7 protein-coding genes are annotated in these 11,989 nt (G+C 47.4%); 3 read left to right on the top strand and 4 right to left on the bottom strand.

The features are described from left to right. Nucleotides 1-4: 4 nt before the first annotated feature. Nucleotides 5-3,934, bottom strand: coding sequence for an ATP-dependent RNA helicase HrpA (gene hrpA, locus ACN0RF_RS02535; RefSeq protein ID WP_417437949.1), 3,930 nt, complete (start codon nt 3,932-3,934; stop codon nt 5-7). An 11-nt stretch (nt 3,935-3,945) separates the two neighbouring features. Further along, nucleotides 3,946-4,983, bottom strand: a complete 1,038-nt coding sequence (locus ACN0RF_RS02530; protein WP_114981271.1) for an isoaspartyl peptidase/L-asparaginase family protein — start codon at nt 4,981-4,983, stop codon at nt 3,946-3,948. 89 nt (nt 4,984-5,072) lie between these two features. Here ACN0RF_RS02530 and ACN0RF_RS02525 point away from each other — a divergent pair, with 89 nt between their 5' ends. Then, nucleotides 5,073-5,309, top strand: coding sequence for a hypothetical protein (locus ACN0RF_RS02525; protein ID WP_114981270.1), 237 nt, complete (start codon nt 5,073-5,075; stop codon nt 5,307-5,309). A 62-nt stretch (nt 5,310-5,371) separates the two neighbouring features. Further along, nucleotides 5,372-6,811 (top strand): exodeoxyribonuclease I, encoded by a 1,440-nt coding sequence (gene sbcB, locus ACN0RF_RS02520; protein WP_417437948.1) that lies wholly within the window; start codon nt 5,372-5,374, stop codon nt 6,809-6,811. Between the two features lie 84 nt (nt 6,812-6,895). On the opposite strand, the gene ACN0RF_RS02515 is transcribed toward sbcB, so the two are convergent. Together ACN0RF_RS02515 and ACN0RF_RS02510 are read right to left on the bottom strand one after the other, a co-directional pair. Next, complete coding sequence (locus ACN0RF_RS02515) at nt 6,896-9,226, bottom strand: efflux RND transporter permease subunit (RefSeq protein ID WP_417437947.1); 2,331 nt, start codon at nt 9,224-9,226, stop codon at nt 6,896-6,898. Next, nucleotides 9,227-10,399, bottom strand: coding sequence for a WD40/YVTN/BNR-like repeat-containing protein (locus ACN0RF_RS02510; RefSeq protein WP_011234619.1), 1,173 nt, complete (start codon nt 10,397-10,399; stop codon nt 9,227-9,229). 162 nt (nt 10,400-10,561) lie between these two features. Here ACN0RF_RS02510 and ACN0RF_RS02505 point away from each other — a divergent pair, with 162 nt between their 5' ends. Continuing rightward, nucleotides 10,562-11,911: a DUF1329 domain-containing protein gene (locus ACN0RF_RS02505; protein WP_011234620.1), complete on the top strand. Its 1,350-nt coding sequence runs from the start codon at nt 10,562-10,564 to the stop codon at nt 11,909-11,911. The last annotated feature ends 78 nt before the right edge of the window (nt 11,912-11,989 follow it).

Here is an 11,989-nt window from a genome sequence, read left to right as displayed (position 1 = left end):
GCGGCTATTTAGCCGCCTCTATTGCTTGTTTAACCCGCTTTTCCGACACCGGATACTTTGTCCCCAGTGTCTGCGCGAAAAATGATACTCGCAGCTCCTCAATCATCCAGCGAATTTCAGTAACGTCATCGGGAACAACCGAGCCTTTATTTTCATAAACTTTCACCGCTGCTTTATACTGTTCTTCCAGATTTGCCAGAGTCAGAGTCATTAATCTGTCTTTATTCGGGTCAACCGGCAGCTTTTCCAGCCGACGTTGAATAGCTTTTAAATAACGCACAATGTCACTCAAGCGCTCCCCACCAAAAGCAGAGACAAACCCGGCGAACACTAAGTTATCCAGTTGGTCCTGAATATCGCCCCGGGACTGGATTTGATCCAATGGGATTTTACCTTTAAGAGACTTTCTCACCTGTTGTGACAATAGCAGGCACTGTTCAACTTCCAGGGCTATTTGCTCAACACGTTCATTCAAATTAGCACGAACAATATCTTTTAATTGCTCAAAGCCCTTTTGCTCCCTAAGCCCATTGCCCTGTTCAATTTGTTCCTGAATAAGGCCGTCTACCGCCGCTGCTATACAGTCGGCTATTAACGCATCCACTTTACCCCAGGGGTTAAAATACATGGCCAATTTGGCTTTATTCGACAGTGACTTCTGTAAATGCTTAATAGGTGACGGTATTTGTTGCAGTAACAATTCGCGCACACCGGCTTTATGATGCTTCTTCGCTTGCTCTGGGTTATCGAACAATTGCAGCGCAACCTGTCCTTTGCCTTTATTGATTAAGCCCGGGTAAGCCTTAAGCTCAAAACCTTGCTGGCGCTCGGTAATAACTTCCGGTAAGTCATCAAAGTCCCAGCTTTCCACCCACTCGCGACTAATATCATCACCGGCGGTTTTCTCCAGCCGCTGCTGCACTTTACCGGATAACTGCTGCTGAAGGCTTTGCAAGTCGCGCCCCTGATTCACCAGTTTCTTACCGTCAAGAATCTTAAAATTCATGCGTAAATGAGCCGGTAGCGAGGACTCATCCCAGTTTTCTTCCGGAACTGTCACGCCGGTCATACGGCGCAACTTAGTCGCCATAGCGCCAGTTAAGCGTCCCTGCAACGGCTCAACATCGGCTATAATCGCGCCAGCGAAGTTAGGCGCCGGTACAAAATTACGGCGTAAGGTTTTTGGCAGCGACTTAATTAAGTGGGCAATACGCTCCTCGCGCAACGCAGGAATATGCCAGTCGAAACCTTCCGGCTTCACCTGGTTCAGAATACCCAGCTGAATATTCACACTGACGCCGTCGTCTTCAGCGTTAGGCTCAAAATGGTAGCTTAACGGCAGTCGCAGGTTGCCCTGTCGCCAAAACTCCGGATACTCATTTTCTGTAATATGCTCAGTTTCGCCGGCAATAAGGTCGTCACGCTCAAAAAACAGCAACTTAGGCTCTTTTTTGGCCGCCTTATGCCACCAGCCTGCCAGCAACTTCTCGTTATAGATGCCTTCAGGTATAGCGCGGTCATAAGCCTCAAACAGCACCTCTTCATCCACCAGAATATCACGCCGCCGTGACTTCGCCTCCAGCGCCTGAACATCCTGAATCAATTTTAAGTTGTGTTGAATAAACGGCAGCTTGCGCGTTAACTGTGAATTAACCAGCCCTTCGCGAATGAATATCTCCCGGGCTTTAACCGGTGAAACCGGACCAAACTGAACGCGCCGTCTGGGCACCAGAATAAGCCCCAGTAACGTGACCTGCTCATCGGCAATAACACTGCCTTGTTTCTTCTCAAAATGAGGTTCAAGGTATTGCTTTTTAACTAAGTGCGGCGCGGCTTCCTCTATCCACAAAGGATCAATATCCGCATTAATACGCGCATACAGTTTAGAGGTTTCCGCCAGTTCTGCGGTAACAACCCATTTGGGCGGTTTACCGAACAAACCTGAGCCCGGGAAAATATGAAAACGCGTTTGGCGTGTTCCCTGATATTCGTGTCGGTCTTCTTTAAAACCCACCTGAGACAATAAGCCAGTAATTAAAGCCCGGTGTACTTGCTCGAAAGTGGCAGGTTCTTCATTAATGGATAACCCCATTTCCCGAACCGTTTGTCGGCTCTGCGTGTAAATATCCTGCCACTCACGCAAGCGCATAAAATGAATAAACTCACGTCCCATTTGCTTACGGAACTGATTTCCTGACAAAGCTTTCTGCTGTTCTTTGACGTAATTCCATAAATTGAGAAACCCCATAAAGTCAGAGGTTTTGTCGCGAAAACGCTGGTGCCATTCGGCCGCTTTTTGCTGTGCATCGTGCGGCCGTTCACGCGGCTCCTGAATACTCAAAGCCGCGGTAATTATCAGCATTTCCCGGACACAACCATATTGCTGCCCGGCTATGACCATTCTGGCCAGGCGCGGATCCAGAGGCAGCCGCGACAGTTGCCGTCCTGTATCCGTTAATTTCGGTTGTTCGTTTTTACGTCCGGGTTTAATCGCATGCAGCTCTTCCAGTAAGTTCAGACCATCTTTGACAAAACGTTCGTCGGGCTTCTGCACAAAAGGAAACTGGCGAATGTCACCCAAACGCAACGACGACATTTGCAATATGACCGCCGCCAAATTGGTACGGAGAATTTCCGGATCGGTATATTCCGGACGCTGCAAAAAGTCCTCTTCACTGTATAAGCGAATACAAATACCCGGACCAATACGGCCACAACGGCCTTTGCGCTGGTTGGCGCTGGCCTGTGAAATAGGCTCAATAGGTAAGCGCTGCACTTTAGTGCGGTAACTGTAACGGCTCATACGCACTGTGCCCGGGTCAATCACAAAGCGTATGCCCGGCACGGTTAATGAGGTTTCTGCTACGTTGGTGGCAATAACCACACGCCGTTGACTGTGCGACTGAAACACACGATTCTGCTCGTGCGACGATAAACGCGCATACAAGGGCAAAACTTCCGTATTACGCAGTTGCAAGTCACCAATAGCGTCCGCGTAATCACGAATTTCTCGCTCACCGCTCGCAAAAATTAGAATGTCACCTTCACTTTCCCGCTGCAGCTCTTCTACCGCGTCGCAAACGCCCTGAAGTACGTCTGCATCGGCTGCTTTGCCGTCTTCTTTTGGCGGTCGATACCGAACTTCCACCGGATAGGTTCGGCCGGTTACCGTCAGTACGGGAGCATCATGAAAGTGTTTGGAGAAACGTTCGGTTTCAATGGTCGCTGAGGTAATAACAACTTTAAGATCACGGCGTTTGGGCAGCAGCGTATGCAGAACACCCAGTAAGAAATCGATGTTCAGACTGCGCTCGTGTGCTTCATCAATAATAATGGCGTCGTATTGCAGTAGCAGAGGGTCTTGCTGCAGTTCGGATAACAGCATACCGTCGGTCATTAGCTTTATTGCTGTCGTTGGTGCGGTCTCATCCTGAAAGCGGATTTTATAACCCACCTGTTTTTTCGCGTGATCCTGCAGCTCGTCACCAATACGGGCGGCAACACTGCGAGCTGCCAGACGTCGTGGTTGAGTATGACCAATGGTACCCTTGCGACCGTAACCCAGTTCCAGCAACATTTTCGGTAGCTGAGTGGTTTTACCCGAACCGGTCTCACCGGCAATGACCACCACCTGATTCTGCTCAATGGCTTTTTTAATGTCACCACGCTGCTGGGCAACCGGCAATTCTTCGGGGTAACTAATATGAAACTTTTGCTGCTGACGCTCTAAATATGCCAGCTCGGCAATTTCAATGTCCGCAGCTATCCGCTCCAGCACCTGCTGCTGTCGTTGCTCATTTTTAATTTTACTCAGACCACGCAAACGACCGCGCAAAAGCGCGGCCTGTTGTGTTGTACATTGCTCTAATTGTGTCTGAAATTTATCAACAAAAGGCTGACTTTGTGATTTATCGTGCGATTTTTGACGACTCATAGACTCCGAACTTATTCATCCTCGTTATAAATAGCAATATGGGCATCACCTTCGCCCTTAATATAGCCACGATACATACCTTCGGTATTAAACGGCATAGCAATATTGCCTTCTGCGTCAATAATAATAACGCCCCCGGTACCACCCGCTTGTTCCAGCACCCCGTGAATGACTTCATCGCCGGCCTCACTGACCGAAAGCCCTTTATACTTAACCCTCGAGCAGATATCAGCCGCCACATGGAAGCGAATAAAATATTCCCCGTGTCCAGTAGCAGACACTGCACAGCTGTCGTTATCCGCCCAGGTGCCGGCGCCAATAATGGGGGAATCCCCTATTCTACCATAACGTTTAGCTGTCATGCCGCCGGTTGAAGTACCAGCGCTCAATAACCCGTTTTTATCAACAGCCACAGCGCCAACGGTACCGTATTTGTAGTCTAAATCCAGATACTCCCAGGCTTGTTGCTCTGGCTGTTCACTTTTCTTAATGGTTTCCTTGGCGTTTTGTAGCTGCTGATAACGGTGCTCAGTATTAAAGTAGCTGTTCTCGACCTGCTCCAGCCCTTGTTGCCGGGAAAACAGCTCTGCGCCTTCGCCGCTTAGCATGACGTGTACCGACTCTTCCATTACTTCACGCGCCAGTTCTATTGGACTTTTTACCGTTTTCACACCGGCAACGGCCCCAGCATTGCCGTTCAGACCTTCCATTAACGAAGCATCCAGCTCATGTTCTCCATCCCAGGTATAAACCGCGCCTTTGCCAGAGTTAAACAGTGGCGATGCTTCCATTACCTGAATAGCCGCGATAACAGCGGTGGTGCTGTCACCGCCTTCTTTCAATACCTTACGGCCAGCCTCTAGAGCTTCCGTCAGTTTATCTTTGTAGGCTTGCTCTTGTTCGGCGGTTAAATTCGCACGGGTAATAGTACCGGCACCGCCGTGAATGGCCATAGCGTATTCAACATCATGATCATCCGCCTGTGCGGCTGGTAATAGCGATCCAAACGCAGCGGTGGCAAGTAATGCTGATAAGTAGAGTTTTTTCATTCTGACCTCGATTTTATTGTTATAGGCTAGATTGTTAGTCACAACATAGTCGCAGGAAAGCAACGAACTGACAACGAGGAGATATACAGATGCCGACTTATCGCGTTGAGTACACACACTTAGGCGACAGACAGCAAATTACGCTGGAAGTAGATAATGAAGCACTAGATAACGAACAAAAGTTCAGAGACACCGTTGCACAGCGTTTAGCCGACCGCATTCTGCCGCACGCCGAACTTGCTTTTCGCCACGAAGACGACCGCACATTAGAGCAAAAGCTGGACAAAGCTTACGACGTGCAAGTGAATAAGATTGAAAGGGAGTGAGTGGCTGAATTTATCTGCAGGCTCGTGCTATAGTTTTCCTTTTCCGCTGAGCAGTTAGGCTTATGGCACAAAACGAACAAGAAACCTTTTACTGGCACGATTATGAGACATGGGGCGCTAACCCTTTAGTGGATCGCCCGGCACAGTTTGCAGGCTTACGCACAGACACTGATTTTAATGTTATTGGTCGGCCTTTAACGCTTTACGCTCAGCCCACACCAGACTTTCTGCCTAACCCGGAAGCCACTTTAATTACCGGTATAACCCCACAGCTTGCTGCTAAACAAGGTGTCGGTGAAGCGGAATTCAGCAAAGCCATAGCAAATGAGTTTCAAAAGCCCAATACCACCATTATTGGCTACAACAACATTCGTTTTGATGACGAAGTCACCCGTTTGCTGTTCTATCGCAACTTTTATGACCCTTACGAATACAGTTGGCAAAACGGCAATTCACGCTGGGATTTAATTGATGTGGTGCGAGCCTGCTTTGCATTACGCCCTGACGGTATTAACTGGCCGGAAAATTCTGACGGACAACCCAGTCTAAAACTGGAACACTTGAGTGTTGCCAATAACATTGAGCACGGTCAGGCGCATGACGCTATGTCAGACGTTTACGCGACCATTGGTCTGGCAAAACTTATCAGCGAAAAACAGCCTAAGCTGTGGCAGTGGGCTTACAGTATTCGCCGTAAGCAAAAGCTACTGAATTTGTTTAACTGGCAGGCTCAGGAACCATTGGCCCATGTCAGTGGGTTTTACGGTACGGCTAACCGCTATTTGTCGGCTATATTGCCGCTGGGTTTTCACCCTAAGCAAAATAACAACGTTATTGCCTGGGACTTGCGAGTTCCTCCCATGGATTTTGCCGATAAATCGGTAGAAGAATTAACTGAACTAACCTACACCAGTCGTAGGGAACTGGAAGAGCAAGGCTTACAAAAGAGCGGCATACAAAATATTCACTTGGGTCGCTGTCCATTCTTAGCTCCCATTAAAACCATTTCTGCGGAAGCCGCTGACAGTGCCGCATTAGATACAGCCGCCCTGGAGACAAACGCCAAATGGTTACAGGAAAACAGCGACTTCCGCGACAAGCTCATGCAGGTGTTTGAACAGACCAAAGAGTTCGCGCCCAGAACCGATGTTGATCACCAGATATACGATGGCTTTTTCTCTCCTCAGGATAAAAAGCATATGGAGATTATCCGTTCGTCAGAGCCACACCAACTGGCCGGTCTGGAGCTGGATTTTCAGGACAAGCGTATGCCTGCACTGCTATTTCGTTACCGGGCACGAAACTATCCGTCGACTCTTAGCGATAAAGAACTAAATAAGTGGCGTCTGTTTTGTCAACAGCGCTTAATTGAACCGCCAGAAGGCTTATTATCTGCAGAGGACTTTGCCCTGAAGCTTGAGGATTTAGCAAATCAGCATCAGGAAGATGCGCATAAACTGCGGTTGCTGAAGTCACTGTATGACTACGCCGCATCGCTTTAATAGCTCACTATCGCTATAAAAGAAAAGGCGCCGACTTAATAAAAGCCGACGCCTCAATTTACTAACTCAAACTAGATTACCAAGTTAGGCTTTCTTATTCCCCACTCTGAACAACCGTGCCAGTGCAGGAATCAAGATAAGTGCACCCAGCATATTCCACAGGAACATAAAGGTGAGCAATATACCCATATCGGCCTGGAATTTAATGGGTGAGAATATCCAGGTAGCGACGCCTATGGCCAGCGTTAAGCCAGTAAAACCAACGGCCTTGCCTGTATTATCCAGTGAATACTTGTAGGTTTCCTGCAACGACATGCCCTGCTGCAAGCCCTCTTTTACTTTACTGTAGATATAAATGCCGTAGTCGACACCAATACCAACCCCTAAGGCAATAACCGGCAAGGTAGCCACTTTAATGCCTATGCCTAACACCGCCATAAGTCCCTGACTCATCACTGTGGTAAAGGCCAGCGGCAATACAATACAAGCCACCGTACGAACACTACGGAAGGTAATAAAGCACAGCACGATAACAACGCCATAAACCCACAGCAGCATCTTATTCTGCGCCGCTTCTATAACTGAGTTGGTTGCCGCTTCAATACCCGAGTTGCCCGCTGCCATCAACAGTTCTAAACCTTCTTGCTGATAGTTCTGGTTAAACTCATTAACCGAGCCAACGACATTCTCTAAGGTTTTAGCTTTATGGTCGTCCAGGTAAATAATAACCGGCGCCATTGAACAATCGTTATTGATCAAACCATCCGGAATACGGCTTAACGAGGCATTAGTAACGTATTTGTTACGGTTTAAACTAAACCACTTAAGGTTACCCTCGTTAATACCAAACATGCCCATTTTAGAAACGTAGACGACAGATTTAACGTCCTGAACACCGCTGGTGTTTTCCATATGCCAGCTAAAACGTTCCATCATTTCGAGATTATCGTACGCAATACATTGTTCAGGTGCAGAAGCCGCCATAACCACAAAAATATCGGTACTGGAGCTGTAGTTTTCTACAATAAAGGCATTGTCCTGATTGTAGCGACTGTCAGGGCGCAGTTCCGGCGCGCCTTTATCAAGGTCACCTATTGCCATATTTTGACTGTTCACCAGGCCCCAGGCCAGCATAATAAGAGCAACAACTAGTGCCGAATAGGCCCATTTAGGCTGAGTAAACTTAGCGAAGAAATCAAATAGTGGATGACGCTCGTCCTTTATTTTCTTCTGATAAGCAACACCATTGTCTGACGTTCCCAGGTACGACATTAAAATAGGCAATAAACCAAGGTTGGTCAGCACTACTACAGCAACACCAATACTCGCGGCTATTGCCAGTTCTTTGATTACCTCAATATCAATAACCATTAAGGTCGTAAAGCCAATAGCGTCGCTGGCCAGAGCGGTTAACCCGGCAATATACAGACCACGGAACGCTGTGCGAGCCGCAGCAACTTTATCAAGCCCGGCAACCCGATTAGAGCCAATGGCATTAATAATCTGTACGCCGTGTGATACCCCTATGGCGAACACCAGGAATGGCACGAGCATTGAATACGGGTTAATACCGCTGCCGATAAGTTCAATAATACCCAGTTGCCAGACCACCGCGATAATTGAGCAGCTAAGTACCATAAAGGTGCTGCGCCAACAGCGGCTGTAGAGATAAAGCATGACCAGCGTAATAGCAATAGCCAACAGGAAGAACAAACCAACCTGCTCGGCACCTTCAATAAGGTCGCCTATCAGTTTCGCAAAACCAGTAATGTGAATTTCAATATCATCACTTTGGTATTTGTCGCGAACCAGCGTTTCCAGCTTTTCCGAAAACTGCTGATAATCGAGCTTTTCACCAGTTTCAGGGTTAACTTCATCCAGCGGAATATAGACGATGGTTGATTCAAAGTTATTGGCAACCAGGTTCCCTACTTCCCCGGAACGCAAAACATTGGTTCTTAGTTGATCTAATGACTCTTCACTGCCGTCATAACCATCGGGAATAACCGGGCCGCCGACAAAACCTTCTTCGGTTACTTCCATCCAGCGGACATTAGGAGTCCATAAGCTGCGAAGCCCGGAGCGGTTAACGCCCGGAATAAAAAAGATCTCGTCGGTTATTTTTTGCAGTTCCTGTTGAAAATCGGCTTCAAAAATATCGCCGTCTTTATTTTCAACCGCCACTCGGACAACGTTCCCCAAACTGGCTAAGTCGTCCTGATACTCAAAATAGTTTTGAATAAATGGATGGTTGGTCGGGATCATTTTGGTCAGGCTGGCATCGGGGCGAACCTGTGACGCGTGATAACCCAAAAACAAGGTCAGTAACAAAAAGACAATTAGCCAGGGAGCCCGTACCGTGAATAATAACTTCTCCAGCAGTCCCGCTGGTTTATTCGCACTCGGATTATCCATTTACTGCGCTCCTTGTTGCGTTGCTAATGCTTCTTCTTCAGTGATTTTGGCCGGCCAGTGCAATAAACCACTGCGCCCCGTCATAATCCACTCGCCTTCGGCCACTTCAATAATATCGGTCATAACTGAACCGCTCGGATGTGTCCGGTTCTTTACTTCTAGCTGGTCATCAATCTCAAGAATGGTTCCGGAATGCCCGACAATTAGCTGAGTACCCTTGTTAGTGTTGGTTCCCGCTGACAGATTAACTCTGGTGCCTGTATCAACGGTTGTAAAGTTTTGTCCTTTATCGTCTGAGACAAAGGCATTGCCGCGTAAGCCGTAAACCCAAACACGGCCCTCGGCATCAAGGTGTCCGCCAAACAGCGAACCGCGATAAGGAGAATCAAGGGTCTCCCAATTCTCACCACCATCGTAACTCGCAAAGGCTAATCCGGCTTCCCCGACAATGTATAAGTCGTCACCCCGACCAAAAATGGTATTCAAATGATAACCGCCCGGGTTTTCCAAACGACCCGATATAACCTGCCAGCTTTCGCCGCCATCTTCAGTTTTAAGGAAGGTACCATAAGCACCTATCGCCAGCACGGTCTGACTGTCTTTAACATAAAGATCTAAAAAGGGCTTGCTGGGGCCTTCTTCTCTGGCTGCCTCTATATTACTAACCTGAAACTGAGCTTCTTCAAGCTGCCACTCCAGTTCACCGATAACGTCTTCATCGTCGGTTGATTCGAGTTGTTCGTTGAGTTTCTCAATTCGATTTTCAAAATAGCCTTCTTCTAACGTCATTAGTTCAAAACCGTCTAACTGGCGCTTCCAGCTTTTACCGCCGTCTTCTGATTTAATAATGACGCCATGATGCCCGGTCGCCCATCCATTTTGCTCGTCAGCAAAAGCGATACTGGTTAACAGTACGCTTGTATCTACTTCTGCCTGTTGCCAGTCATCACCCTCTTTCCAGATAATATTTCCATGCGCACCGACGGCTATAAGTCGCGTTCCAACAGTCGTCACTTCAATAAGTACTTCGCTTTTAATTCTGTCTGATGACAATGCTGGTGCACTGATCACGTCGTAATCAGTAATCGTTGTTGTGTCGCTATCCTGTGCGAGCACTGCGGTGCTAAAAATAGCCCCCAACAACACCCCTAATGGGGTTAAAGACAAGCGCATGGAACCTCCCGGGTACTAAAAATGTCATAGGATTGTATAAGCTCAAGATAATTTGAAAACCTTTTTTCGTTAAATTCGTGCTTTTTTTCGTTAAAGTATTGCTTGAGAGGTCAGTCCTCTGGCAAAGTGATGTTGGAAAGTAGAACAACAAGGAAAATTATAATGAATAAACTGATGCTAAAAGCTGGCGTTTTTGCCATATCGGTGATTTCCGCGAGCGTTGCGGCGAAAGTATCACCAGAAGAAGCCGCACGGCTTGGTCAGGACCTAACCCCTATTGGTGCTGAAAAAGCGGCAAACGCCGACGGCTCTATCCCAGCCTGGGATGGTGGTTACTCCGATCACGCGGTTGAAGTTGTTCGCGGTAATGACCCGTATGCTGATGATAAACCTTTGTTTACCATCACTCACGATAACCTGGATGAGCACAAAGAACATCTGAGCGAAGGCCAAATCGCTATGTTCGATAAATACTCAGACTATAAAATGATTGTGTATCCAACCCGTCGTTCGGCAACTTATCCGGATGAACTTTGGCCTAAAATTAAATCCAACGCAGAAAATGCAGAAATGGTTGCCGGTGGTAACGGCGTCGAAAACTTTGATACCACCATTCCGTTCCCTATTCCGGAAAATGGGTTAGAGGCTGTATGGAACCATATTACTCGTTACCGTGGCGGCGCAGTTACTCGTAACGTAGCGCAGTTCCCGGTTCTGTCTAACGGTAACTACACCACGGTAGAACTTAAAGAAACCCTGGTATTCCCTGAGTACTTAGAAACCGGTCGCCAGGAAGCTGACGACAACGTTCTGTTTTATTTTATGCAGGAAGTTGAAGCTCCTTCTCGCTTAACCGGTACGGTTTTGCTGGTTCATGAAACCATTAACCAGGTAAAAGAAGGCCGTCGCGCATGGATTTATAATGCCGGTCAGCGTCGCGTTCGTCGTGCACCTAACGTTGCTTATGACGGACCAGGCACTGCAGCAGATGGCTTACGTACTTCTGACAACCTCGATATGTACAACGGTGCACCAGATAAGTACAACTGGGAATTAAAAGGTAAAAAAGAAGTTTATATTCCTTACAACAACTTCAAGATCATGGATCCTGAACTGAGTTATGACGAAATCATTAAAGCTGGTCATATGAATCAGGACTTGATCCGTTATGAAAAACACCGTGTTTGGGTGGTTGAAGGTAGTCTTAAAGACAGTGAACGCCATATCTACTCTAAGCGTACAATGTACCTTGATGAAGATACCTGGACAGCGTCACTGGTTGATCACTACGACGGACGTGGCGAACTATGGCGTGTTGGTGAAGCTCTGAATACTCAGTTCTATAATCAGGACGTTCCGTGGATGGCTGCAGAAGCGTTATATGACTTAGACTCTGGACGTTATATTTCTCTGGGTCTGGGTAATGAAGAAAGTACTTACATGGAATGGGATATTTCTCCAAACCGTGAAGACTTCAGTACTAACGCATTACGTCGTAAAGGCTTCAGATAAGTTAATACCGCTAAAACGGAAAAAGGAGACTCATTCGAGTCTCCTTTTTTAATGTCCGCAGCCTGGTGAGTTCTATGT

This window comes from Idiomarina sp. (genome assembly GCF_048260185.1).
Lineage (GTDB): Bacteria > Pseudomonadota > Gammaproteobacteria > Enterobacterales > Alteromonadaceae > Idiomarina.
Note: the sequence above shows the minus strand (reverse complement) of the source record. Positions and strands in the feature narration are given on the sequence as shown.

What these genes read in the sequence shown, in the direction of transcription:
- sbcB (WP_417437948.1), top strand. Translation starts at nt 5,372, where the DNA reads ATGGCACAAAACGAACAAGAAACCTTTTACTGGCACGATTATGAGACA.
- ACN0RF_RS02515 (WP_417437947.1), bottom strand. Translation starts at nt 9,226, where the DNA reads ATGGATAATCCGAGTGCGAATAAACCAGCGGGACTGCTGGAGAAGTTA.
- ACN0RF_RS02505 (WP_011234620.1), top strand. Translation starts at nt 10,562, where the DNA reads ATGAATAAACTGATGCTAAAAGCTGGCGTTTTTGCCATATCGGTGATT.
- ACN0RF_RS02525 (WP_114981270.1), top strand. Translation starts at nt 5,073, where the DNA reads ATGCCGACTTATCGCGTTGAGTACACACACTTAGGCGACAGACAGCAA.
- hrpA (WP_417437949.1), bottom strand. Translation starts at nt 3,934, where the DNA reads ATGAGTCGTCAAAAATCGCACGATAAATCACAAAGTCAGCCTTTTGTT.
- ACN0RF_RS02530 (WP_114981271.1), bottom strand. Translation starts at nt 4,983, where the DNA reads ATGAAAAAACTCTACTTATCAGCATTACTTGCCACCGCTGCGTTTGGA.
- ACN0RF_RS02510 (WP_011234619.1), bottom strand. Translation starts at nt 10,399, where the DNA reads ATGCGCTTGTCTTTAACCCCATTAGGGGTGTTGTTGGGGGCTATTTTT.